Raw genomic sequence first — 26364 nt, forward strand, 5'->3', positions numbered from 1 at the left:
AAAAAGCTCTGAAGATTTGAAATCATTAATCTACTTTCTATTATGCATTATATACTATAAATTTCCTTCTTCCAAGATCTGTGCCCATAGCTAGAGGCAGTTACTCTTTAAAACCATACTGATCAAAAAGGTAGATTAAACTGGCCATAGAGGCGGCTCCAAGTTCCAATTCCCGTTTATTTACATGGGCAAAGGTATCATTTGCAGAATGGTGATGGTCAAAATAACGTTGGGAATCAGGTATTAGACCTGCCAAAACAATATTGTCATTTTTCAATGGTCCGATATCGGCTTCACTCCCACCTTTTACAAACAGATGTAACAAATAGGGTTCAAACAAGCTTTTCCAACCCTCCACCTGTTCAAAATTGGTCTCATTGCAATCAAAAGAAAAACCACGAGGTGTAAAACCCCCGGAATCACTTTCAAGGGCAAAAATATGTTTTTCATTATTTTTGGATGCCTGCTCCGCATAAGTGGTTCCGCCACGAAGTCCGTTTTCCTCGTTCATAAAAAGCACCACCCTTATGGTCCTTTTAGGTCTATATCCAGTTGCTTTCAGCAACCTCAGCACTTCCATGCTCTGCACACATCCAGCACCATCATCATGTGAACCATCACCCAAATCCCAGGAATCCAAATGTCCACCCACTACCAAAATTTCATTTGGGTAGGTACTACCTTTAATTTCCCCAATTACATTGTAAGAATCTGCATCTGGCAATATTTTGCAATTTTGTCTAAAGAAAAAATTTATTTCCGGATTAAGTTTCAAGGTGGCACTTAGCAGTTCGGCACCATTTGTACTTATGGCAGCAGCGGGAATCCTGCTTTCCACAGGGGTATCTCCATAACTCATAGCACCTGTATGGGGAAAATCGTCCAATCTAAGATTCAAAGATCTTACTATAATTCCTACCGCTCCGTATTTGACCGCTTCGGCCGCACCTGCATAACGTTGATCCACACTACTGCTATAGGACACAAAAGCATTAATATTGGTTGGGTCCATGGCTTTATTAAAAAATACAATCTTACCTTGAATTTTTTCTTTTCCCAATACTTTTAAACCTTCGATCCCCTGTACCTCCACGACCCCAGCTTTTATACCGCCGAGTGGAGTAGCCACAGATCCTCCCAGAGCACATATTGGAACATTGTTGGTTAATCCGGGATCGCTCTCTATATATGCAAATTCCGGTGTGCCCCTTACCCACTTTGGGACTTTAACTGGCTGAAGCCAAACGCGGTCCAGTCCCATGGAATCGAGAATTTTTTTTGTGTAATCCACGGCCTTCTGTGCCTGCAAAGATCCTGAAAGTCGTCCTCCTATTTGGTTGGATAGATAATTTAACCAAGCATAGCCTTTACCATTGGTGAGAGCTGTTTTGTATATTTCATTAATTTGTTTTTGATCATCGTTCTGTGCTTCAATCTGTGTTGCAATTAGTAAGAATACCAACAATAAATACCTCATTCGTTTTCCAGTTGTTTTTTATATTCTTCTAAATTAGCCTTTATTTTATCATCCAGTTCCGGTTCCCTTATATCTTTGTATTTTTTTAACTCTTCATGCAAAATACTGGCAACTATTAATCGGGCTGCCTTTTTGTTATCCGAAGGAATAACAAACCAAGGTGCATGTGGTTTTGAGGTATTGTTAAGTGCATCCTCATAGCATTTTTGGTATAGATCCCAAATAAGCCTTTCTTTTAAATCGCTTGGGGAAAACTTCCAATTTTTCTTCCTTAAATCCAACCTGCGCAATAATCGTTGTCGCTGCTCTTCTTTGGACAAATGCAGAAAGAATTTAAATATGATAGTCCCATTTTCTGCAATATGTCGTTCAAAATTATTTATTTGTTCGAAGCGTTTGTCCCAAAAACTTTGATCTATGTCATCTAAACTATGGATCCCAGGAATATGTTCGTTCAATATGTATTCTGGATGTACCCTGGTCACCAAAACATTCTCATAATGTGTTCGGTTAAAAACCCCAAATTTTCCCTTTGCAGGTAAGGCAATATAGTGCCGCCAAATATAATCGTGCTTTAATTCCAGTTCTGTTGGCACCTTAAAACTATGGACCACCACTCCCCTAGCGTTAAAATCTTTGAATACTTCCCTGATCAAGCTATCCTTCCCGGCAGTATCGGTTCCCTGCAAGCAGATTAAAACGCTGTATTTGGCATGGGCATACATGGTATCCTGAAACTCCCCCAGCTCTATCCTTACACTCTCCAGCGCTTTCCTTAATTTTTTATCAGAAGACTCCAAATCTTCCCTCGTATTGAGATCTGACAATTTAATTTCACTATCAACCTTATAGGTCGCTGCTTCTATGTTCTTCATGAATTAGTTTTAGTGCCCCATTGTTGAGCAATTAAAAACAAAAAATATATGAAATTTTTCATATTACCTAAAAGTTAGGGACAGAATCCCCTAAGCCACGGGATTTATGCAATAATTGTTAATTAATATGTAGTCTCCTAAGCCATATGACCCTTGTAGGCCATTAGATCTTAACTGAGATAAGGAATTGCCTTACCTTTCCAAAAAGAGATAGAATCTCTTGTGGAACTTTATCGATCATTTACATGGAAACCCAGAGCAAAAAATAACCATATATCCATGGAAAGTTTCAGTTGGTCTAAAAAAATGGTCAATATCTGTACTTCATCGAAAAAATCATGAAAAAACAAAGTCGTAAGATTACCTTTACAAGGTTATATTTCCCAGTATAACAATAAACTAAAACCTACTTTATGAGACTTTCCGTTATAGCTGTTTGTTCTTTGGCGTTGTTTATTTTTTCATCTTTTAAGAGTAACAAAGCCTGTGAATATGCCGGTTCCAATATTGGCTACATCCAATCACAAACTGAAAAGGCAATAGCCACCGAGGACATTAACATGTCCAAATATTTCGCCTATAAAGCGTTGAATGCCATAGTGAAATCCAAGTCGCAATTAGAGGATTGTGGCTGTGAGCATGCTATGGAACTTATAGATGAAAGTTCTGTTAACTTAACCAACGCTACCAGAGCTACCTCCCTGCCAAGTGTCAAAATATTACTAAAAAAAGCTTTGGACAACGCTTTGGGAAGTATGGAAGCCTTGGACGAACACGACTCCCATGATAGCCGGTACAATAATGATGTTCTGGCCATGAATACCAAGACTTCCATAGCTGAAAAAGAATCACACAAACCGCTGGATAAAAATACCCTTGAAATAAAAGTGGATATTGCTTTGGAAAAGTTCAAAGAATCTTTGGACAAGGTGGTAGAGTCTGTGGACTGTAAAGAAGCAACAGCATTTGCACAAAACGTTTACAATATTTGTGAACAGCAACTTATGAAGCCTAATCTTTCCGAAGGCAAAAAGTATTATAACTTAAAAACCAAGGAAATTGCTGCCAACGCCCTTAAAAAGTTGAATGGCTGCAAGAACTAAGAATTAGTGCTGGAAAATAAAACAGGCGGGGATTAGTTCCCAGGGGGCTAATTCTCCAAAAACATTATTCGAGCTGTGTATTTGCGTATCCCTAATTTTCACATTTATCCATGGACTGCCATTTAGCCCTACACCGTTATAACCTATGATGCTTATTTACTTGCAAAAGATTTTACATCTTCCTCGGTAACTTCAGTGCCCCCAAGTATTATAAGACGTTCTACAACATTTCTCAACTCCCTAATATTTCCTGTCCAATCATACCCCTTTAATAAGGCAATGGCCTTTGCCGAAAAAGTTTTGGGAGCACTTCCTTGCTCGGCCGCTATTTTTTCGGAAAAATGCTTTATGAGCAATGGAATATCATCTCTTCTATCGTTTAAGGAAGGAACCTTAATCAGAATTACGGCCAACCTATGGTATAGATCTTCACGGAACCTTCCATTTTCTATTTCCTTTTTTAGGTCCTTGTTGGTTGCGGCCACTACCCTGACATCTACTTTGATATCCTTATCCGATCCAACCCTGCTTATTTTATTTTCCTGAAGAGCCCTAAGCACTTTTGCTTGGGCAGAGAGGCTCATATCCCCTATTTCGTCCAAAAATATGGTACCACTATTGGCCGCCTCAAATTTACCGGCCCTATCCTTTACAGCTGACGTAAAAGCACCCTTAACGTGTCCAAAAAGTTCACTTTCAATTAATTCGGAAGGGATTGCCGCACAGTTGACCTCAATCATTGGATTGGCATTTCGCTCGCTTTTTTCATGTATCCAATGGGCCACAAGTTCCTTGCCGGTACCATTGGAACCCGTAATAAGGACCCTGGCATCGGTAGGGGCCACCTTCTCAATCATTTCCTTGATTACTGAGATTTCCTTACTTTCCCCGATCATTTCATAGTTCTTACTTACTTTTTTCTTTAAGATCTTGTTTTCTACCACCAAATCCTTCCTATCCAAGGCATTTCGCACCGTAGTCAACAACCTGTTCAGATCAGGGGGTTTGGAAATATAATCGAAGGCCCCTTGTCTCATGGTATTCACGGCCGTATCCAGGTCTCCGTGCCCGGAAATCATAATAAAGGGAATTTCAGGCTTTATTTTTCTTGCTGCTACCAATACCTCCACCCCGTCCATCTTGGGCATCTTTATATCACATAGCACAAGATCAAAATCATCTTTTTTTATTGTTTCCAATCCCACCAACCCATCTTCGGCCTCCTCTACTTTATAATCTTCATTTTCTTCTGAAAGAATTTTCACCAAAACCCTTCTAATGGCCGATTCATCCTCTATAACTAGTATTCTAGACATAATTAAGTATTTTAAATTCCAATTCTAAAACCTGTTCTAAAATAGAAACTAGGTTGATCGTTCAATGTAAATATATCTTCTCGCTCATCATTTCTCAACACCCCTGCCTGAAACAAGGTGTGGCCGGCGTAACCATAAAAGAAAATATTTTTGGCCACTGCATATTGGTATCCCAATGTAAACAAAGCTACCGAGGTGGAAATGGAAGAGGCAACACCAGAATCCGAGCTAATGACCGTATTCTGTAAATTAACGTAATATCCATCCAAAATAAACTCCGTTTGTAACATATGATTTTCGTTAAAAAAGTACTTCATACCACTTTTGGGAGCCCCTACCACATAGGCCCAATTGGGATGAAATCTCTTTTCAAAATAGACTAAGGGCAAGGGCACTCTAACGGCCACAGTTGAGTTATAGGCTATTCCCAATACCAAACGCGTTGGTTTCTCTATTTTTGGTCTATCCCGAAGCGCCCCTACCGTCACGTTTACGGAGACATCCCCTTGACCAATATCGTTGGTCAATGTGGACGACAAACGAGGTGTTACGACCCCAACAAAGCGCCAATCTTGATTGTATTGCAATATGTAGGCCATATTTATATCGGCCACATGAAATGTTTCAGTAATTAAATCGTCATAAGGTGTTCTACGGTTTAAGTCGTATTCAATGCGATTGTATTCACCCCCTACAATAATATTGTCATTCTTCCCCACTTTAATTGGCATGTTGGCCACCAATTTAATTCTGGATAATTTTGCTTCAGCCGTATTTCTGGGCATTAGCATATACTCTAACCTAAAAATATCCGGTGTTTGGGCAATACAGAAATTGATCGACAAAAGGAATCCCAAAATGAATTTCCTAGCTTTTATTCTAATTCCCATTACCAATATCCTTTTTTTCGACCTGCATGGTTTGAATTGGACGGGATTGAAATACATGAACGTCCCTTTGAGGAAATGGAATACTTATATTGTGTTCCCTAAATTTAGCATCAATAATATACCGCATAGCACTTTTAATTTTTGGATCTCCATAACTGTCATTGATGAAAAAATTGATGGAAAATAACAAAGCAGAATCCCCAAAATCTTCAAAAAGTACAAATGGCTTGGGATTTTTTAAGACCCCTTTCTGTTCACTAGCGATATTTTCCAAAATTTTAGTCACCAAAACAACATCGCTTCCATAGGCCACTCCAACCTTAACGCTCTCTCTAGTACTTTTATGATTTTGGGTATAATTATAAATACTATCCGTTAAAAATTGATGGTTGGGAATTATGATCACCTTGTCATCCCTTGTAAGTGCCCTAGTAGTCCTTAATCGTATTTCAAAAACCTGTCCTACTTTTTGATTTACCTCTACAATATCCCCTACGCGCAAGGACTGATCCATAATAATCAGAATACCGGAGATGATGTCTTGGAACAAATATTGAAGGGCAAATCCCAAACCTACAAACAGTGCAGCCGACGCGGTCAACAAGACGGTGAGATTGACCCCGGAGGTGTGTAGGATAACCAATACCACCAAAATGTAGAACAAGTATCTTAAAAATCCAAATACACTGATGAATTTATTCTTGTCCTCCTCGGGCAACTTTGCAGTAACCAATCTGTGAAACAGTTTTAGGGCAAAGTTAACTAGGACCAAAGAAATAATAACGGTTAAAAAGGTAGCTGCAGTTATATCCACCTTGTCACCATTCCAAATTTTGTAGGCGAGAAATTCATCCAAACCATTTAAAATACTCTTTATTTCTTCCATACTAATATTTCAGCCATTTAAGCAAATCCTTATAAGAAGGTTTTTTTCCGTACATCAATATCCCTACCCTATATATTTTGGCCGCCAACCATACAATACCGATAAAAGTGATAATTAATAAAAGAATTGATACCACAACCTCCCAAATAGGCACACCACCTTCCCCGATACCTCCCGGTAGTCGCATGAGCATTACAATAGGTGATGTTAATGGAAATAACGAGAATCCTACAGCAATAGGACCATGAGGATTATTAAAGACCGAAAAGAAGCCTACATAAATGGCCAACATTAACGGTAATATTATAGGAAAAATAAACTGTTGTGTATCTGTTTCATTGTCCACCGCGGCCCCTATTGCTGCATATATTGAGCTATATATTAGGTAGCCCAGGACAAAATAGATCACAAAAAAACAAATAAGCATTATCCAAGGAATCCTAAAAAGTTCGTTCGCATATAATTGCATGGCAGAATCGGATGCTGCCACATAGGCAGCCCCCCCGATCAAGCCAGGTGCATTATTTGCACCGGAATTAATGGCTGATGGATCTATGTCAAAAACCAGAATCAATACACCAAACATTAAAAAAGCCGAAATAATCCAAATAGCGAACTGGGTAACTCCGGCCAAGGAGGTACCGATAATTTTTCCCAGCATAAGCTGAAAAGGTTTTACCGAAGAGATGATAACTTCTATTATCCTGGTTGTTTTTTCCTCTATTACGCTACGCATAACAAATCCACCATAAATAATGATGAACATCATAATCAGGTATCCGAATGCCCCGCCTATAAACGCCTTTATTTCGGTTATTCCTTTCAGGTTCTGTTCCCCCGTAAATGTTGCAGTTTTAATTTCAAAATTATTGCCCACACTCTCAAAATCGGATACTGAAACCCCTAATTCCTGTAATCGTTGCATGCGCAAACGGTCTTCGAAGACATTTTCCAAATTATCCAATAGAGACGAACCCGGAGCGTCCTTGCTATAAAAGAAAGATCTGCTTGCCACTTGTTCCAAGTCTTGTTCGTTGGGGATGTAAAGCAGGCCATAAAATCCCATTTTTTGGATAGTGTCCTTGGCAGCCTGTAAGTCAATATCCTTAAACTTGACAAAGGAAGTGCTTTCCGTTCCCTGAAAATCTGTGGAAAAATAATTGCTCTCATTTAATATTCCAATAGTCCTTACTTCGTTATCGTTGATCTTGGTCAGATAAACAATAAGCACTACCATTCCCACCATGAGGATCGGACTCAAGAAAGTCATTACCACAAATGATTTATTTCTAACTTTTGCTAAATATTCGCGTTTAATGATCAGCGATAACTTACCCATGAATATTATTTGGATTGAACGGTTCTAATAAATATGTCGTTAGCCGACGGAATTGTCTCCATGAATTTATTGACATTTGCCTTGCCCGACAAATGGGATAGAAAGGGACCAGTATCATCAGAGGGCAATTGCACAGTAAAATTTAGTTGCAATCCCTCATCTACATATTCCGAAGATAGAATCTGAAATTTATCCTTTAGGTCCTCCAAGAGTCCGTTGGAACTTTGCACACCTAGCCCTACCTTATAAATATTATTTTTATACGCTTTTTTAATATCGCTAAGTTTCCCATCCAATATTTTTTCCGACTTATGCACCAAAGCAATATATTCACATAGCTCCTCAACGGATTCCATTCGGTGTGTAGAAAAAATTATGGTCGTTCCCTTGTCCCTTAATTGAAGGATTTCATCCTTAATAAGGTTGGCATTTATAGGATCAAAACCGCTAAAGGGCTCATCAAAGATCAGAAGCTTTGGCTCGTGCAAAACAGTAACAATAAATTGTATTTTTTGAGCCATCCCTTTAGAAAGTTCCTGTATTTTCTTGTTCCACCAATCCCCAATCTCCAATCTATCGAACCAATATTTTAACCTGATTTTGGCATCGGATTTTGACAGTCCTTTTAACTGGGCAAGATATAGAGCCTGCTCCCCCACTTTCATACTTTTATAAAGTCCCCTTTCCTCTGGCAAATATCCAATCATAGAAATATGTTGGGCCTGCAAAGGCTTACCATCAAAGAAAATTGTCCCTTGATCCGGATAGATTATTTGATTAATTATCCGTATTAATGTGGTTTTCCCGGCTCCGTTGGGTCCAAGTAGACCGTAGATGCTATTTTCGGGAATTTCCAATGAAACTTTGTTGAGAGCTATATGGCTACCAAACTGCTTGGAAACCTCATTAGCGACCAATATATTATTCATGCATGCAATTTCCCCAAAGATATATAATTGCTATTTAAGAGATAGGCCGGAAAATTATTAATTATACTTTTTCACATAATTTAACTTCGATAATTATCGAAGGTCAAGTCCGCTATAAAATTCCGAAATTAGCTATACCAAAAAACGAAGAAAACGGAAGTAACCAAAAAACGCCATGCACTTCCCTTCATTTCTATATCTATACCATCAACCTTACTCATTACGCTCCTTCGGAGCTGGAGGACATTCCCGCAAAGAGATCCCGCCAAAAGGCGGGATTAGTTCAACGAACCATGTTCTTGGCGTTCATTTGGAACTAGGGGACATTCCAAGTAATAGATCCCGCCAAAAGGCGGGATTAGTTCAACCAGCTATATTCAATGCGCTCCTTTGGAGCTTTTGAAGATAGGGTTTCACTAAAAAACAAAACCCACCCTCAACGAATCAAGGATGGGAAAAAAAATTGCTATGAAAAAGAAAATAATATTGGTTTCCCAATATTATCTCAAATATACGTTTTTTATTTAAAACGGTAAACCCTCTTTTAAGAGAACATATCCTTGACCTTTTCAAAGAAAGATTTATCCGATTTCTCGGGCTTAGGCTCAAAATTTTCGTTATTCTGCATGCGTTCAAAAAAATCTTTTTGCTCTTTGTTCAATTCTTTGGGCGTCCAAACATTTACGTGGACCAATAAATCCCCACTGCCATATCCGTTTAGACTCGTAATACCTTTTCCTCTTAATCTTAAGATTTTACCAGACTGTATACCAGCTTCCAATTTGATCCTTACCTTACCACCTACGGCATCAATCTCTTTGGAGGTCCCTAAAACTGCTTCAGAAATACTAATATAAAGATCATAATGAAGATTATCCCCTTCCCTCTTTAGCGTTTCGTGCTCTTCTGTCTCAATGGCCACCAATAGATCCCCGGGAACTCCATTTCCAGGAGCATCGTTTCCTTTGTTTGGCACTTTTAACTGCATGCCATCCTCAACCCCGGCAGGAATATTGATACTCACGGTTTCCTCAGAAACCTTTAGTCCATTGGCATCCGCATCACTGGGTTTCTTATCTATTATTTGACCACTGCCTCCACAGGCACTGCAGGTAGCTGCAGTCTGCATTCTACCGAGAATGGTATTGGTTATTTTGGTAACCTGTCCACGACCTCCACAGGTCCCACAGGTTTGGTAGGTTACCCCTTCTGCCTGAACTTTTCTCCTTACTTTTATTTTCTTTTCAACACCATTGGCAATTTCCTCCAGCGTAAGCTTAACCCTTATTCTTAGATTGCTTCCCTTAACACGTCGTTGGCCGCCACCGCCACCAAATCCGGAAAAGCCGCTAAATCCTCCACCACCAAAGGCACCGCCGAAAATATCTCCGAACTGACTAAAAATATCATCCATGTTCATACTGCCGCCGCCAAATCCACCGCCGCCCTCAAAGGCTGCATGGCCATATTGGTCATAACGCGCCTTCTTATTAGGGTCGCTTAAAACTTCATAGGCTTCGGCCGCTTTTTTGAACATTTCCTCCGCCTTGGCATCACCTGGATTTTTGTCAGGATGGTACTCTATTGCTTTCTTGCGATAAGCCTTTTTTACTTCAGCCGCAGTAGCATTTTTACCAATACCCAAGATGTCATAATAATCCTCCTTCATAAAATATTTTTAATTTCCAACAACCACTTTTGGATGGCGTATGATTTTGTCACCCAATTTAAAACCCATTTCAACCACATCTACTATTTTCCCCTTCAACTTTTTGTTTGGAGCAGGAATTTGAGTAATGGCATCGTGAATTTCTGCATCAAAAGCATCACCTTGTTTGACTTCAATTTCTTGAAGACCCTTATTTTTTAAAGTTTCCTTGAATTTATTGCTTATTAATTCTACTCCCTTGAACAATTCTTGGTCCTCTGATTTGGAAATTTCCTTTAATGCACGGTCAAAATCATCTATAACTGGCAATAAGGACACTATAACCTCTTGACCTGCTGTTTTAAACAAATCCATTCTCTCTTTGGAAGTACGCCTTTTGTAATTCTCAAATTCCGCAAAAAGACGTAAAAATTTGTCTTTTTCCTTACTAAGGTCTTCCTTCAATTGCTCTTCCAAGCTAAGTTCTTGACTTTTCTCAAAGTGCCCGCTCCCAGCAGAAGAACCATCTTGTTCCGATTCTTGATTCTCTATATTGCTCAGAACATCATCTTCCATCTCTTCCATTTTATTTTCGTTGCTCATTTAAAATACATTTATATACTTCCGATTTCAGATGGCAAAAGTACTGCCAATTCTTTAAAAATGTCATAATGTCATTAAACTTTATAAAAAAACATCCGCCAATGGCGGATGTTAAAAGCTTATTAACTTATTATAATGTTATGTCTAAGAAATAAACTCATTCCGGTAGAGCGCATCTATGGTGGTTGGAGCTCCTTTGTCCAAATAAATATTTTCCAGTGCCCTGCAGATATTGGGATAAATAAAATCAAATCCCGAATCTTGAATTTTTTTACTGCTCACCCGCTGACTGGCAAATAACAAATAGGACATTTCACCCAAAACCAAACGCATCACTGTTCGTGGAATATTGGGCAAAAACAAAGGTCTTTCCAAAACTCTAGCAATTTCTTTTGTAAGCTTAACATTGGTCACAGGATTTGGGGCCACTGCATTATAAATTCCTGTTAGGTCATTTGAAATTACATGTAGAAATAACCGGCCTAGATCATGCAGATGAATCCAGGATTGCCATTGATTTCCCGAACCCATAGCAGCCCCTATATAATATTTTACAGGTTTGGCCATTTCTGGCAATGCCCCACCTTTATTGGACATTACCAATCCTATCCTAATCTTGGCTGTTTTAATATTTAATTTTTCAAAGGCATCTACCTCTTTCTCCCAAACAGATACCACCTCCCCTAAAAAACTGTCATCCACTTCTTCTACATCTTCCCTATAATATTGGGAAAGAGAATTGGGGTAAATCCCTATTGCCGAAGCAGAAACTATTGTTTTAATGCTATGGTCTCCGACTTTGGATAAAGCACCCAACAGAGTTCGAAGGGACTTTACCCTACTGTTAAGAATCTTTTTTTTATTACTTCGTGTCCATCTCTGAGAAATACTGGACCCCGCAAGGTTAATAATTGTGGTTATTCCCTTAAAGCAATTTTCGTCTATTTCATTCTTTTCCGGATTCCAGTAAAAGCCATTATAATCGGTTTGGGATACAATTTTATCCTTCCTAGTGGTCAAATAATTTATAGAGATATTGTTTTGTTTGCACAAATTCACAATTTCACTACCCACCAGACCAGTTGCACCTGTTACTAAAACCTTCATACCCTTTCTTTCTATCAACTTTGATATAAATATATGGGTTTTAAAGCTTTAATTAGTTCACTTTAGTTTAGGTTTAACAGTCTCAGCCCTTTATATGTTAAACAATCCATAATAATAGCATGACAATTATAAAACCTTTAAGGCTCGTAGCATTTCTCTTTTTCCTGGAGGCCCTGGCAAACGTTCAACAACAAATCCTACGGCCTGCATAGCTCTCCTAACACTTCCTTTTGCCGAGTAGGTAACCAGCACGCCATCTTTTTTTAATGCCCTGTACATTAGGGTAAAAACTTCCTCGGTCCAAAGTTCAGGTTGCACCCTTGCTCCAAAGGCATCAAAGTAAATTAGATCAAATAGATCAACGTCTGAGATTTCCTTAAAATCGATCTGTTGCTTTATTAGTGAAAAATTAGCCGTTATTGGATGCGATTGCTCCCAAGAAGTTTGGTGCATACTTAAAAAATCCTGTTCCAAGTTCCCCGCATTCAAGGCTGATGTATAGTCCAATTGTTGTAATTCTTCCGTGACAACGGGATAGGCCTCTATACCTTTATAGGTTATATCCAAACCTCGCTTTTCAGATTCCAATAATGTTATAAGCGCATTCAAGCCCGTACCGAAGCCTATTTCCAGAATAGACAATTGACGGTCTTGGAATAAGGACAAACCGTTCTTAATAAAAACATGATAGGCTTCTTGGATAGCACCATGGATAGAGTGATACTGCTCGTTCCAATCTTCGATCTGAATGGTTTTGGAACCGTCGGCCGTAGTTATGATTTTTCTTTTCAATTTATTTTTTTATCAGTACTCCATCTGCCTCAAAGGCATATTTTTTCTCAACCTTTGTCAAAGCGGCAATTTCCTCTTCCGATTTCCCCCCATCACGGGCAAAGTGTCTTTGGTCCCTAATACTCATTTCTTCAACATAGGCCAAACCATTTACAATTACCTCTTTTCCCTCCAATTCCTGTGGTACAAAGAATGCATAGTCCTTAAATCTAACCATGCTTACTTCGCCGTTTCCCAATTCCAATTTCATCCAACATCCTTTGGCCTTGCAAACCTCCGTTACCAGACCGGAAAATCTGGAAGCCAGGGTATCCTTCTTGGACATCGTTTCATAATTCCCAAGCATTTCCCCACTGCTTATGGCATCGGAATCGTCAAATTGAGTTCCAAAATAATCATTACTCCCGTTGATCAAGGCCGCTTTGGTCGGTACCGACGGCTTATTTTGAGCCACACAAGCCGAAAACACCATAAAAATCATAATCAAAATGTTAAATTGCCTCAAAATATTCAGAATTTATATCACTTTACAAAACTGGTCATTTTTAGACGAAAAAAGAAGAACTGCTAATGATATTTGCTTAATTTTATTGCTTTAAATTAGAATTGTATGCAAACTGTTTCAAATTCAATAAAAGTTGAGAAAGTTAAAGACTCGAAAATTGATAAAGTAGATTTTAATAATTTATCGTTTGGAAAATATTTTACGGATCACATGATGCTCTGTAATTATAAGAATGGCGCTTGGGAAGTACCAAAAATAGTTCCTTATCAACCCATTACACTTGACCCATCGGCTAAAATTTTTCATTACGGACAATCTGTTTTTGAAGGAATGAAGGCCTATAAGGACAAAGATCAAAATGTTTGGCTCTTCCGTCCTTTGGAAAACCAAAAGCGTATCAACATATCGTCCAAAAGACTTGCTATGCCGGAATTCCCCGAAGATTACTTTATGGAAGGTTTAACAGCACTTTTAAAATTGGACCATAAATGGATTCCGACTGCCGAAGGGAGTTCCTTATATATTAGACCTTTTGTATTTGCCTCAGGGTGTGGATTCCATGCTTCCCCTTCGGACGAATACAAATTTATAATCGCCTGTTCCCCATCGGCCTCCTATTTTGCAGGGAAGGTAAAAGTTTTGATAGAGGAGAAATATTCACGATCGGCCAATGGTGGTGTAGGTTTTGCCAAGGCCGGCGGTAATTACGCCGGACAGTTTTACCCAACGCAGTTGGCAGTAGAAAAAGGTTATAACCAAGTAATATGGACAGATGACAACAACCATGAATATATTGAGGAGGCCGGGGCCATGAATATATTTGTCAGGATAAACGACACTTTGATTACCAGCCCTACGAGCGATAGAATATTGGACGGTATAACCAGAAAGAGCATTATAGAGATTGCCAAAGACGAAAAAATAGCAGTAGAGGTTAGAAAAATTACTGTAAAAGAGGTGGTGGAAGCCTCCAAAAATGGTAGTCTCAAAGAAATGTTCGGAGCAGGTACCGCTGCAGTAATCTCGCCTATAGCCACTTTTGGTTACCAAGAAAAGGACTATGACCTGCCGGAGTTAAAAGATAGTTACGCCTCCATTTTAAAGAAGCGTATTACTGACATACAATACAACAAGGCCGAAGATAAATTTGGCTGGAGATATGAGGTAAACGTTCTATAAAAACCAACTTTACCTATTAAAAAAATCCCCTCTTCTTCAAGGAACAAGGGAATTTTTTTGGTCTTTATTGAGATTTCCCAACGGCTATAACCTACTTTTTATCTAGAATATCCACAATATTAGGCTTAAAATAATTTGGGCCCTTCAGCACTTTTCCATCTTCCCGATAGATTGGTTTGCCATCATCCCCTAACTTACTCATATTACTTCGCTGTATTTCCTCAAAAACTTCCTCTATTTTATACTGCATCCCGTGCTCCAATATAGTACCGCACAATATGTATAACATATCGCCAAGTGCATCTGCAACCTCAACTAAGTCATTATTGTTAGCTGCCTCTAGATATTCCTTATTCTCTTCATCCATCAAATTAAAGCGCAGCAAATTCTTGGCCTCACCCAAATTGGCCTTGATTTCTTTGGAAACACCCAACCCAAATGAATTATGGAACAATTCTACAGCATTAAGTTTACTTTTCATAATTGAAATTATTTAAGTTAGATTTGCGTAAAAATATAAATATGTTCAGTAAGGGACAATTAATTTTTGCAGGTCTTTTTTTCGTTGCATTTGTAGTAATTATTATATTTTCCTATTTAAAAGACAAAAAACTTCATAAAAAAAACTACAAAGGTGTTCAATGGGTAGGACTTTTCTTTATAATTTTCATAATAATTTTGTTTCTAATTAAGTTTTTCCTTAAAAATTAACATTTTTTTTCCGTTCACAATAAAAAGAACCGCTGCTCATAACATTCCTGTTTATTACAACGTTTAATATACTAAAAGGCGTAATTTTGCGTTGAATAACTAAATCATTTAGTTGTATGGTAACTTTTTTCAGTATTTTGTTAGTTCTTATTGGTATAAACGCATTGCTTTTTTTAGTCAGTTTTAACGGTAGTTCCAAAAAGAAAGAAAAGTCCGTCAAAAATATTTCAGAATCTACCACAGTAATCTTCCCCCTAGATTTAATTAACTCGAAATATAAGAAGGCAGTTTAATTCTCGTCTAAAAGAAAATTAATACATCTTTACCTAAATACTATATAAGGTAGTATTTACAATTACGCTATACCCATAATTAAGACCTTTATATATGATATTTTTTATTTACTTTGAACAAGGAATAAAAACTATATATACATGAAGCAGTTTCTACTCGTCTTTCTTGGAGGGGGCCTAGGTAGCGGCTTACGTTTTTTAATAAGCAAAACATTCAACAATACTTTTCAAAATTTTATTCTCGGCACTTTTATAGTAAATATATTAGGTTGCCTACTTATCGGTTTTATTCTAGGACTTTCTCTTAAAAACAATTTCTTTACAGCTAATCAGACCTTATTATTAACTACAGGCTTCTGTGGTGGCTTCACAACTTTTTCCACTTTTGCCCTGGAACAACACTCTTTTTTAAAAACAGGGGATCTTATCAACTTCACCGCTTATACTCTTGCCAGTCTTGTAATTGGTATCTCTGCAGTAGCTATCGGATTCTGGTTTTCCAAGCTATAAACCCCCATTAAAATCTTTTAAAACATTTATAGACCTTTCTGTTTATTTTAGTGGAATTGGCCGTTTTTCTGCATTATCAATAGTAAAATACCTAAAAAGACGCGATTTTTTCAGCTTTTAGCCCAATCAAGTGTTAAAAGTTTTAACAAATCAACATAATAATCTTTTTGAATCACCATACCCTCAAAATAAATAGGGCATTTTTATATAAAATGTAATTCTAACGCATATACCCCCTAAAAAATAGGGGGGTATGTATTTAATATATATTTTTGTCTCATAAATAATAAATCAATTATGAAAAAAATCGAGGCAATTATTAGGAAGTCAAAATTTGATGACGTAAAAAAAGCGTTACATCAAATTGGAGTAAACTTTTTTAGTTACTGGGACGTAACGGGAGTTGGAAATGAAAAAGAAGGTCATGTCTATAGAGGCATTTCCTATAGTACATCCGACATTCAACGCAGGTATCTTTCCATTGTAATATCGGACGATTTCTTGGAGACTACCGTAAACACTATTCTTGAAACAGCGTATTCCGGCAACGTAGGTGACGGGAAAATTTTCGTTTCCGAAGTTTTGGAAGCATATCGCATCAGAACAAAAGAAAGCGGAAAAGCAGGAATTAACTAAAAAATTAAGAACCAACAAACAAAAAACAACATGGACGTAGGATTATTTACAGCAAATAACGTTTGGATGATGATATGTACGGCTCTCGTATTCTTCATGCATTTAGGATTTTCACTTTTGGAAATCGGACTTACCAGACAAAAAAACACAATCAACATCTTATTTAAGAACGTATTCATCATCTGCATAGGGTTACTTTTATATTATATAGGAGGATTCAACCTTATGTACCCAGGTGATTTCAACGGTTATCTTGGTTTTGCAGGATTCGGCATTGAAGCCCCTATTCTTCCAGATGGTAGCCTAGACCTAAGTTATAATGAAGGGTATACCTATTGGACAGATTTTCTTTTTCAAGCGATGTTTGCCGCTACAGCTGCTACCATAGTTTCTGGAGCAGTAGCAGAACGTATTAAACTAGGCGGCTTTATGATATTCACCATAATCTATGTAGGTGTGGTATATCCTATTGTTGGATCTTGGCAATGGGGTGGTGGATTCCTTTCTACACTTGGTGGTGAAGATGGAGGTTTCCATGATTTCGCTGGATCTACCTTGGTACATTCCGTTGGAGGATGGGCAGCTTTGGTTGCCATATATATATTAGGACCAAGGATTGGTAAGTTTGGCGAAGATGGCAAACCAAATGCAATTCCAGGACACAACATACCTTTGGCAGCAGCAGGGGTTCTTATTCTTTGGTTAGGCTGGTTCGGCTTTAATGGAGGATCGGTATTATCTGCAGATCCAGCTGGGACTTCAATAGTATTGGTTACTACTTGTTTGGCAGCAGCTGCAGGTGGCATAGGATCTTTTATTTTCTCAACAATACTTTACAAGAACTATGACCTTACCATGATGCTGAACGGTATCTTGGGTGGTTTGGTTGGAATTACAGCCGGAGCCGACTTAATGTCTCCTTTCGAGGCAATTATTATAGGTCTAATCGCCGGTGTAGTAATTGTACTAGGTGTAGCCTTAGTGGACAAAATAAAATTGGACGATCCAGTTGGAGCAGTTGCAGTTCACCTTATCTGCGGTATCTGGGGTACTTTGGCAGTAGGGATCTTTGGAGTTAAGGCCGGTGTATCACAATTTTTATATCAATTAACAGGAGTAGCTGCAGCTGGTGTTTTCTGCTGTCTAACTGCATTCATCATTCTATTCGCTATCAAGAAAACTTCTGGAATAAGAGTTTCCAAAGAAGAAGAATTGGAAGGCTTGGATTTACATGAGCACGGAATGGATGCTTATGCCGACTTCAGAATGAACCAACACTAATAAACAAAACAAAAGGTAACGGAGCGTTTTGCAGAACGCTCCGTTAATAACCTTTTTTCAAAACAACAACTCAATATTTAGCTAACATCCTTAAACAAAGGATATAAACAATTGAATTATGAAAACGATTATTTATACAAAATACGTAAAAAATTTACTATTACTTGCATTTGCTCTTGCTTCAACAGTAACTTTCGCCCAAGAAGATGAAGAAGAAGCCAAGAAATTTAGCCTAAGCGGAAGTGTGGATGCCTATTACAGAACCAACTTAAATGGCGACAATGGTTTTGACGATGCCTCTGGATTGCCCAATGCGGCTCCCGGATCTTCCTTTGCCAACTTACCTGGTTTTGCTTTAGGGATGGCCAATGTAATAGCCGCTTACGAAGGCGAAGATGTTGGGTTTGTAGCGGACCTTGTTTTTGGACCTAGAGGAACAGATGCTATTTTTGCTTCTCCTTTATATTCAGCTACAGGAAACATTGTAAACCAATTGTATGTATACTGGAATTTAAGCGAATCGGTTAAATTGACATTTGGTAACTTCAACACCTTTCTAGGTTACGAAGTAATATCTCCAGTTGCCAATTTTAACTATAGTACATCTTATTTGTTTTCTTATGGTCCTTTCTCCCATACTGGTCTGAAGGCTGACTTTACCCTATCTGATGATTTTAGCTTAATGTTGGCCATCATGAACCCAACAGATCAAACTGAATTGAATCCTACCGAGAAATATGCTTTTGGTGCTCAATTGGGATATAGCGGTCAATTCCTAAACTTCCTTGCTGATGACGGGGCATTCGAAATTGACTTCACAGGTGGATTTGATTTGTCAGAATCATTCTTTTTAGGAATCAATGCAGCCCTTTACGATAATGATGATGTTGGTTTTGCTGGTGTAGCTCTTTATCCACAATACGCTACTTCTGAAAACTTTACCTTGGGATTAAGAGGTGAATATTTCACAGAAACAGGCGACTATGGTGCAATTGGAACAGGAGTTGAAGATTCCAGTGTTTTTGCAGTAACTCTTACAGGAAGTGCCACCATAGGCAATTTAATAATTAAGCCTGAATTGCGTTTGGATAGTGCATCGGATGATTCCTTTAATTTCCTAGATACGGATTTGGCTCCACAAAAGAGTTTATCCTCATTTGTGCTAGCAGCCGTTTACTCTTTCTAAAAAAAATGAGTTTATTATTTATAGCCCCGCTTAAAGCGGGGCTTTTTATTTTCACCCCTTTTTAAATGCCTTCACCCCTGCCGCAATCTCAACATCCAACCTATTCTGCCTTGGAACCAAAGGACAGGAATATTTTGGATTGTAGGCACAGTATGGATTATAAGCCTTATTAAAATCCAAAAGAATTGTATCTCCTGAAGGAATGGTCAGGTCTAAATATCTTCCCCCACCATAAGTTTCCTCTCCATTGGTAAGGTCCGCAAACGGCAAAAATAAATAATCCCTATATTTCTCTTGTTGCATCAATTCCTGATTTTGATATACTTCCAATTTATGGATACGTCCTTTTAGATTAAAAGTTATTATCCCAAAAATAACCTCCTCCGTCTGTCTTTCTGTAGTGGTAGGCATCATGAAAGGTAAAGCCTCTGGCGTACGCGTGAATTTTGCAATAATCCTATAGGTTGTATCTGGCTCATAAAAATCCAAAGTTGTAAAATCCTTTCTAAACCTATCCGGCAAGGGCGAGGTTTTAGGATCTTTGAATTCCTCGTTCAGTTTTTTCTGAAATTGAATAATATCCTCTATGGCTCCGGACTCCAGTTGCACCGTATTCTTTTCCTCTTGATCGTGGTACCTTTTTTCCTTACAGCTCAATGTCAATAAGAATAAAACCAAAAATAACTGCTTCATTTTCCTTCTTTTGGCATAAAAATACAACATCCATTTTTCTGAATAAAAGAATTTTGGGTACCAAACTTACCCTGGGCCGATTTATGAAGTAAATCCGAAAATATTTATAGAAGTTTTTTTTAATGAAAAAGATATAATTATAAAAAGAGGTACCCTTGCACTTATCCGCTTACATGAAATGGGTATTAAATATGTCTAGGAAAATAATATTAGGGGTCCAGAGACTTCAACAAACAGGAATTCCCTTTATGACAGCAACTTATTCTTCTATAGTTTCATAACGGGCATCTTTTAAGTATTTGGCCACAATTTCATTAAATTCGGGGGTTATACGCAACAAAGCCGTATTCTCCAGACTATATAATTCAGCTTTGTCCATATACCCTTTTTTCAATAATTCTTCCAAATAAAACAGGGAGGTTCCGTAATCCTCCATTTTAGCACTATTCGATATTATTTTGAGGTAATAGCTATGGTCTGTGGGATCCGTTATCGTTTTTAACATCCAAAGCAGACTCAGGACTTCTTGATCTACCTGAGTTCCAGAATTTACTATATCAATATTATCCTCGATTAATGCATTTACATAACCTAAAAGACGTTTTCCCATTTCTCTTTCCGCCTCTATTTTACTGTTGTCGTATTTCTTCAACTCGTCCATTTGGTATATCCACCAACCCAAATTATTATAATTATAAGTAGCTAGATCCTCTTCCAAATAATATACATAATCCTCTTTAATAAATGACTCCTTTAACAGGGTGTTGTTCTCATTCCGCGTCATGGTTTTAAAAAGCTTATCTTTTTTAAGCTCGCGCTTTATTTTCTTGAGGGAATCACTATCCTTCAAGACCCTATATACGGATATTACTTCATCCAATAAATTATCGGCCTGGATTAATCTGTTGGATCCAATCAAGAGATTTATATCCTTCAAATTTTGGGCATAAGTATCATTTATATAGGTCTCATCTTTCTCGGATTGACCCTTGGCCATGGCCGACAGGGTGAAAATTTCCAAGGCCTTCCCCAGATATTGGGTATTGGGCCATTCATGCCCTCCGTTAAACACCAATAATTGATTAGGGAATTTTAAGCGACCCATTATGGAACTCCCTGCCAACATTTCTGGATATGCATAATCTTCCTTCCCTACGATTCCTATAAAATGAAATAAATTATTCGTATCCAATATGTCCATATTGGGATATACGGCACCAGAGGAAATTACTCCGGATATACCTTTCACAAAAATGGGCAGTACAGATGCAAATCTGGCACCACTATCAAAGCCAGCACTGTAGATTCTGTTCTTTTGAACAGGTAATATCTTGATGACATCATTGAACATCCTTCCGGTTATCAGAATATTCTGGGATGTGGTCAAAGTATCGTTTACATTGTTCGATGCCGCTAGTATATACCCCTGCTTTTCGGCTGCCCCTATAAACATACGAATAGCTTGCCTACCCCTACCTTCCATATCAAAAACAAAAAGGATGGGCCAATTTTTATCCATTTCAAAACTGGTAGGAATGTAAAGTGAAAAACTTTCGGATATGGAATCTTTGACGCCAATTGAATCGATTACGACACCTTTTTTCAAGGTCATCTGTTGTGAATTACTCAATAAACCGGCCCCAAGAAACAGAAATAATATAATTTTTTTCATAGAATTATTGACATCAAATATCTAGCCAAATTAAAATAATATTCCGGCCATTCCGAAACGCCATAGAAACTGATAACAGTTGTCATTGCAAAAAATACTACCAGCTCTTTTTCACCTAGGCCTTACAATACATTAAATTAAATAATAAAAATATAGTACCAAAGCTGCCAACCCCTTTTAATTTTAATTTCCTTATTACTAACTTCTCTTAAGCCTCCCTTTTTTTAATGGGAGCGTTGGACACTACATCGGATAGAATAATGTGGGTCCTGGTCTCCCCGTATTGTATAAGCTTGTCTATGAATTTTTCCAAATGAAATTGATCCTTTAGGACCACCAACATTATAATATTTTCATTACCTGTAATCCTATAACAATTAACAACCTCTTCATAGGTGTTTACAATATCCAAAAAAGGCCGCAACTTCCCCATAAAGGCACGCAGAGTAATTATGGCTTTTAATTGATATCCAGTATGCGAATGGGATACCACTGCTTTGTAACCTGAGATAACCCCAATGTCTTCCATTTTCTTCACCCTTTCCGCAACCGCAGGGGGCGTTAATCCCACTTTCCTGCCTATATTGGCAAAAGATTCCCGGGCATTTTCCTGAAGTAATTTTAATATCTTCCAATTAAGGACGTCAATCTTTGTATTCAAAATAAAATGGATCAAAATTATTAACTTTCAACAGCTAAATTACAATTTTACTTTGTTATATAAACTCTAATTTGCTAATTTCGACGTAATTTTATATAACAGAAGTTATTATAAAAAAATGCCTTACAAAAACTTAAGTACGATTCCGATTTATCGCAAATCCTTGGATCTTTTACAGATGAGCAGGGAAATTGCTTCGTACCTATCCTACAACAAGGATCTGCTAAAGTTATACCAATCTAACAGCCATAGGGATATAATGGTAGATTCCCTGCTAACCGATTCCATTCTAATTCCCCAACAAATTGCAGCAGCAGAACGCTCCGAATGTTATGCTTCACGAATGAGAAGCGCAACCTTTATCAATGTTATCATAAGAAATATAAGTTCTTATTGTACCGGTTTGGAAAAGGATGGGGTAAAGGAAAAGGAATACTTAAATCTTTTAAGGAGCGAAATTAAAAGTTTCAGAAGATTGTACAAAGTTTGGAGACGATCTATTCGGAGCTAATTCTTTCTGCTTATTTTCCTGTATTTGTATTTCATAAGAGTCTTATATTTTCCCCATAATCGAACTTAATACCAATTAAGGTCATATCCCTGCAACTACATATTCCTCCTATACTGCCCCCCTACCGCAAACAACGCATCTGTAATTTGTCCCAAAGAGCTGAACTTGGTAACCTCCATCAACTTTTCAAAAATATTCCCGTTTTTAACCGCTATTTCCTGTAATTCCTTTAATTGGGCCTTGGCAGTTAGCCCCATCGCAGCATGTAAATTTTCCAAGGCGCCTATTTGGGCCTGTTTTTCGGACTCTGTTGCCCGGATAACTTCTGCCGGCATAATTGTCGGCGACCCTTTGGTGCTCAAAAAGGAATTTACTCCTATAATAGGCAGTTCCCCGTTGTGCTTTAGCGTTTCGTAGTAGAGGCTCTCCTCCTGAATTTTAGATCGCTGATACATTGTTTCCATAGCCCCCAGCACACCCCCCCGTTCTGTAATACGGTCAAACTCCAGTAACACGGCTTCCTCCACCAGATCTGTCAATTCTTCAATTATAAAGGAACCCTGCAATGGATTTTCGTTTTTTGTCAAGCCCAATTCTTTGTTTATAATCAATTGAATGGCCATGGCCCTGCGAACGGAGTCCTCTGTTGGAGTGGTTATTGCCTCATCATAGGCATTGGTATGTAAGGAATTACAGTTGTCATAGATGGCATACAGAGCTTGTAAGGTAGTACGGATATCATTAAAATCTATTTCCTGGGCATGCAAGCTTCGCCCCGAAGTTTGGATATGGTACTTTAACATCTGCGCTCTGGGGTCTGCTCCATACTTAAGGTGCATTGACTTTGCCCATATGCGACGTGCAACCCTTCCTATTACAGCATATTCCGGGTCTATCCCATTTGAAAAGAAAAAGGATAGGTTGGGACCAAATTTATTGATATCCATTCCCCTACTTAAATAATACTCCACATAGGTAAAGCCGTTAGACAGCGTAAACGCCAATTGGGTAATGGGATTGGCCCCCGCCTCCGCAATGTGATACCCTGAAATGGAAACCGAATAAAAATTACGTACCGAGTGCTGAATAAAGTATTCCTGAACATCCCCCATTAGTCGCAGGGCAAATTCGGTTGAAAAAATGCAGGTATTTTGAGCCTGATCTTCTTTTAAGATATCTGCTTGCACCGTACCTCTTACCGTATTAAGGGTCTTCTTTTTAATTTCGGAATACACATTTTGGGGCAAGACCTGATCACCCGTGATACCCAATAGCATTAATCCCAACCCCTCATTACCTTCAGGTAATTCCCCTTGGTATTTTGGCCTGGCCAAACCTTTCTCCTTATACAAGGCAGCTATTTTCCTTTCAACCTCTTTTTCAAGCCCATTTTTCAATATATATTTCTCACAATTCTGATCAATGGCGGCATTCATAAAATAACCCAACAACATAGGTGCAGGACCATTGATAGTCATACTGACAGAGGTAGTGGGACTACACAGATCAAATCCGGAATACAATTTTTTGGCATCGTCCAAACAGCAGATAGAAACCCCTGCGTTGCCTATTTTCCCATAAATATCAGGTCTAAAATCCGGATCTTGACCATAGAGGGTTACCGAATCAAATGCGGTGGATAAACGCTTGGCCGGCAATCCCAAACTAACATAATGAAAACGCCTGTTGGTGCGTTCAGGGCCACCTTCTCCCGCAAACATTCTTGTAGGATCTTCTTCTGTTCTCTTAAAAGGATAGAGTCCGGCCGTATAAGGAAATTCCCCTGGTACATTTTCTTGGAGTATCCAACCCAAAATATCGCCCCATGCCCTGTATTTTGGAAGCGCCACTTTTGGAATATCGGTTTGGGCCAATGATTTCGTATGGGTTTCCAATTTTATCTCTTTTCCCCTTACCTTAAAACTAAAAGTTGGAGCTTTATACTGTTGAATCTTTTTTTTCCAATTTAGGATCAGTTCCCAATTATGGGAATCCAAATTCATTTTTATTTCATTGAACTCTTTGAACAGTTGCTTCAATAGGTGTTTTTTATCATCAGATAGCGATAACCCCAAAATTGCTTCTGAATTTAATCCTTCTTTTAACAGAAATGTATTAAAATCTACCTTGGTATCTACCCTTGATATGGCCTGTATGGTCTTAAAAATACCATATAAGCTTTGGGCCAGCTCGGCTTGATGAAGGACCTCTTTATCATAGGCCCGATTGTTATCGGCTATTTCCGACAAATAACGTGTGCGCGAAGGGGGAATTATATAAACCTTCTCTTCATTGCCATTTCCAATTTGGAATTGGGAATTCAAGGCTGTTCCGGTTTTTGAAACCAATTTATCCATTACGGTTTTATACAAACGATTCATGCCAGGATCATTGAACTGCGAGGCTATAGTCCCTAAAATAGGCAGCTCATCATGATCTGCCTCCCATAGTCCATGATTGCGCACATATTGCTTTTTTACGTCCCTTAGTGCATCTAGCGCTCCTCTTTTATCGAACTTATTAATAGCAACGATATCCGCAAAATCCAACATATCAATTTTTTCCAACTGGGTAGCGGCGCCAAATTCGGGCGTCATAACATATAAGGATACATCACTGTGTTCAATTATCTCCGTATCCGACTGACCGATGCCCGATGTCTCCAAAATAATTAAATGGAACCCTGCCGCTTTTAGGACTTGCACTGCCTCGTCCACGTGTTTGGACAATGCCAAATTGGACTGTCTAGTAGCAAGCGATCTCATATAGACCCGGGAGTCGTTGATGGCGTTCATACGAATACGATCTCCTAACAATGCACCTCCCGTTTTCCTTTTGGACGGATCAACAGAAATTAGTCCTATGGTCTTATCTGGGAAATCCAACAAGAATCTTCTTACCAATTCATCTACCAAACTCGATTTTCCAGCGCCTCCTGTCCCTGTGATGCCAAGTACGGGCACAGCACTTTTCTTTATAGCCAAACCTGAAAAATCCTTTTCAAAGTCCTCATGTCTATTTTCGGCCAAGGTAATAAGCCGTGCTATGGCATTTACATTCCTTTCCTCTAATAACTGGATTATTGATCGGCCTTCGGGAATTTTTAAATTTGGAACGGGGAAATCGCTTTGCTTTACCAAATCATTTATCATTCCCTGTAGCCCCATAGTCCTGCCATCATCAGGGGAATATATTTTGGTTATCCCATAATCCATTAATTCTTTTATCTCTACAGGGTGAATTACTCCTCCGCCACCTCCAAAAATCTTAATGTGGCCTGCACCCTTATCCGTCAAAAGATCGTGCATGTACTTAAAATACTCCATGTGCCCTCCCTGGTATGAAGTTATGGCAATGGCATTTACATCCTCCTGTATGGCACAATCAACTACCTCGGACACACTGCGATCGTGACCCAAATGAATTACCTCCACACCGGTAGACTGAATAATACGCCTCATCATGTTAATTGCCGCATCGTGACCATCAAACAGGGATGCAGCCGTAACTATACGAACTTTATTTTTAGGAATATATGGTGGCTTCTGTTTCATAACATCA

General features: G+C 38.4%; 24 protein-coding genes. 7 read left to right on the forward strand and 17 right to left on the reverse strand.

The features are described 5' to 3' along the window. Window positions 1-100: 100 nt before the first annotated feature. Both LV92_RS18940 and LV92_RS18945 read right to left on the reverse strand, forming a co-directional pair. Window positions 101-1477 (reverse strand): M20/M25/M40 family metallo-hydrolase, encoded by a 1377-nt coding sequence (locus LV92_RS18940; protein WP_111625174.1) that lies wholly within the window; start codon window positions 1475-1477, stop codon window positions 101-103. Continuing rightward, window positions 1474-2352, reverse strand: a complete 879-nt coding sequence (locus LV92_RS18945) for a PPK2 family polyphosphate kinase (RefSeq protein ID WP_111625175.1) — start codon at window positions 2350-2352, stop codon at window positions 1474-1476. Before LV92_RS18945 ends, LV92_RS18940 begins: the two co-directional genes overlap by 4 nt. Window positions 2353-2765: 413 nt before the next feature. Between LV92_RS18945 and LV92_RS18950 the strand changes: the two genes are divergently transcribed. Further along, window positions 2766-3455, forward strand: coding sequence for a hypothetical protein (locus LV92_RS18950; RefSeq protein WP_111625176.1), 690 nt, complete (start codon window positions 2766-2768; stop codon window positions 3453-3455). A gap of 152 nt (window positions 3456-3607) precedes the next feature. On the opposite strand, the gene LV92_RS18955 is transcribed toward LV92_RS18950, so the two are convergent. The 10 genes from LV92_RS18955 to LV92_RS19000 form a co-directional block, all read right to left on the reverse strand. Next, window positions 3608-4771, reverse strand: a complete 1164-nt coding sequence (locus LV92_RS18955; RefSeq protein ID WP_111625177.1) for a sigma-54-dependent transcriptional regulator — start codon at window positions 4769-4771, stop codon at window positions 3608-3610. An 11-nt stretch (window positions 4772-4782) separates the two neighbouring features. Next, window positions 4783-5661: a DUF6268 family outer membrane beta-barrel protein gene (locus LV92_RS18960; RefSeq protein WP_111625178.1), complete on the reverse strand. Its 879-nt coding sequence runs from the start codon at window positions 5659-5661 to the stop codon at window positions 4783-4785. Continuing rightward, window positions 5651-6547: a mechanosensitive ion channel family protein gene (locus tag LV92_RS18965; protein ID WP_111625179.1), complete on the reverse strand. Its 897-nt coding sequence runs from the start codon at window positions 6545-6547 to the stop codon at window positions 5651-5653. Before LV92_RS18965 ends, LV92_RS18960 begins: the two co-directional genes overlap by 11 nt. Before the next feature lies 1 nt (window position 6548). Continuing rightward, the gene (locus tag LV92_RS18970; protein WP_111625180.1) at window positions 6549-7886 is read right to left on the reverse strand and encodes an ABC transporter permease; all 1338 of its coding nucleotides are present in this window, start codon (window positions 7884-7886) and stop codon (window positions 6549-6551) included. A 5-nt stretch (window positions 7887-7891) separates the two neighbouring features. Beyond that, entirely contained in the window at window positions 7892-8815 is a 924-nt protein-coding gene (locus LV92_RS18975; RefSeq protein ID WP_111625181.1) for an ABC transporter ATP-binding protein, read from the reverse strand. A gap of 544 nt (window positions 8816-9359) precedes the next feature. Beyond that, complete coding sequence (gene dnaJ, locus LV92_RS18980) at window positions 9360-10484, reverse strand: molecular chaperone DnaJ (protein WP_111625182.1); 1125 nt, start codon at window positions 10482-10484, stop codon at window positions 9360-9362. Between the two features lie 9 nt (window positions 10485-10493). Next, a complete protein-coding gene (locus LV92_RS18985) occupies window positions 10494-11066 on the reverse strand; it encodes a nucleotide exchange factor GrpE (protein ID WP_111625183.1) in 573 nt (190 codons plus the stop codon). A gap of 144 nt (window positions 11067-11210) precedes the next feature. Next, a complete protein-coding gene (locus LV92_RS18990; protein ID WP_111625184.1) occupies window positions 11211-12173 on the reverse strand; it encodes a TIGR01777 family oxidoreductase in 963 nt (320 codons plus the stop codon). 126 nt (window positions 12174-12299) lie between these two features. Further along, on the reverse strand, window positions 12300-12965 hold the full coding sequence (gene mnmD / locus LV92_RS18995; RefSeq protein ID WP_111625185.1) for a tRNA (5-methylaminomethyl-2-thiouridine)(34)-methyltransferase MnmD: 666 nt from the start codon (window positions 12963-12965) through the stop codon (window positions 12300-12302). 1 nt (window position 12966) lies between these two features. Further along, window positions 12967-13446, reverse strand: coding sequence for a DUF4920 domain-containing protein (locus tag LV92_RS19000; RefSeq protein WP_111625186.1), 480 nt, complete (start codon window positions 13444-13446; stop codon window positions 12967-12969). A 129-nt stretch (window positions 13447-13575) separates the two neighbouring features. Between LV92_RS19000 and LV92_RS19005 the strand changes: the two genes are divergently transcribed. Further along, window positions 13576-14649 carry a branched-chain amino acid aminotransferase gene (locus LV92_RS19005; protein ID WP_111625187.1) on the forward strand — a complete coding sequence of 358 codons (1074 nt, stop codon included), beginning with the start codon at window positions 13576-13578 and terminating at the stop codon, window positions 14647-14649. A 91-nt stretch (window positions 14650-14740) separates the two neighbouring features. On the opposite strand, the gene LV92_RS19010 is transcribed toward LV92_RS19005, so the two are convergent. Then, complete coding sequence (locus LV92_RS19010; RefSeq protein WP_111625188.1) at window positions 14741-15130, reverse strand: pyrophosphohydrolase domain-containing protein; 390 nt, start codon at window positions 15128-15130, stop codon at window positions 14741-14743. A gap of 664 nt (window positions 15131-15794) precedes the next feature. Here LV92_RS19010 and crcB point away from each other — a divergent pair. The 4 genes from crcB (at window position 15795) to LV92_RS19035 (ending at window position 19266) form a co-directional block, all read left to right on the forward strand. Continuing rightward, complete coding sequence (crcB, locus tag LV92_RS19020; RefSeq protein ID WP_111625190.1) at window positions 15795-16163, forward strand: fluoride efflux transporter CrcB; 369 nt, start codon at window positions 15795-15797, stop codon at window positions 16161-16163. A gap of 297 nt (window positions 16164-16460) precedes the next feature. Then, entirely contained in the window at window positions 16461-16799 is a 339-nt protein-coding gene (locus LV92_RS19025) for a P-II family nitrogen regulator (protein ID WP_111625191.1), read from the forward strand. Window positions 16800-16829: 30 nt separating this feature from the next. Then, on the forward strand, window positions 16830-18080 hold the full coding sequence (locus LV92_RS19030) for an ammonium transporter (protein WP_111625192.1): 1251 nt from the start codon (window positions 16830-16832) through the stop codon (window positions 18078-18080). Window positions 18081-18198: 118 nt separating this feature from the next. Next, entirely contained in the window at window positions 18199-19266 is a 1068-nt protein-coding gene (locus LV92_RS19035; RefSeq protein ID WP_111625193.1) for an outer membrane beta-barrel protein, read from the forward strand. Between the two features lie 51 nt (window positions 19267-19317). Here LV92_RS19035 and LV92_RS19040 read toward each other — a convergent pair whose 3' ends face one another. The 3 genes from LV92_RS19040 to LV92_RS19050 all read right to left on the reverse strand — a co-directional run bounded on the left by LV92_RS19040 (window position 19318) and on the right by LV92_RS19050 (window position 22292). After that, window positions 19318-19959: a DUF1684 domain-containing protein gene (locus LV92_RS19040; RefSeq protein WP_111625258.1), complete on the reverse strand. Its 642-nt coding sequence runs from the start codon at window positions 19957-19959 to the stop codon at window positions 19318-19320. Window positions 19960-20218: 259 nt separating this feature from the next. Further along, window positions 20219-21631 (reverse strand): alpha/beta hydrolase, encoded by a 1413-nt coding sequence (locus tag LV92_RS19045; RefSeq protein ID WP_111625194.1) that lies wholly within the window; start codon window positions 21629-21631, stop codon window positions 20219-20221. Window positions 21632-21839: 208 nt separating this feature from the next. Continuing rightward, window positions 21840-22292: an Lrp/AsnC family transcriptional regulator gene (locus tag LV92_RS19050; protein ID WP_111625259.1), complete on the reverse strand. Its 453-nt coding sequence runs from the start codon at window positions 22290-22292 to the stop codon at window positions 21840-21842. A gap of 118 nt (window positions 22293-22410) precedes the next feature. Between LV92_RS19050 and LV92_RS19055 the strand changes: the two genes are divergently transcribed. After that, entirely contained in the window at window positions 22411-22803 is a 393-nt protein-coding gene (locus LV92_RS19055; protein ID WP_111625195.1) for a hypothetical protein, read from the forward strand. A gap of 95 nt (window positions 22804-22898) precedes the next feature. Here the strand turns inward: LV92_RS19055 and LV92_RS19060 are convergent, their stop codons facing one another. Further along, window positions 22899-26357 carry a methylmalonyl-CoA mutase family protein gene (locus tag LV92_RS19060; protein WP_111625196.1) on the reverse strand — a complete coding sequence of 1153 codons (3459 nt, stop codon included), beginning with the start codon at window positions 26355-26357 and terminating at the stop codon, window positions 22899-22901. Window positions 26358-26364: the final 7 nt, after the last annotated feature.

Source organism: Arenibacter echinorum (assembly GCF_003259375.1).
Taxonomy (GTDB): domain Bacteria; phylum Bacteroidota; class Bacteroidia; order Flavobacteriales; family Flavobacteriaceae; genus Arenibacter; species Arenibacter echinorum.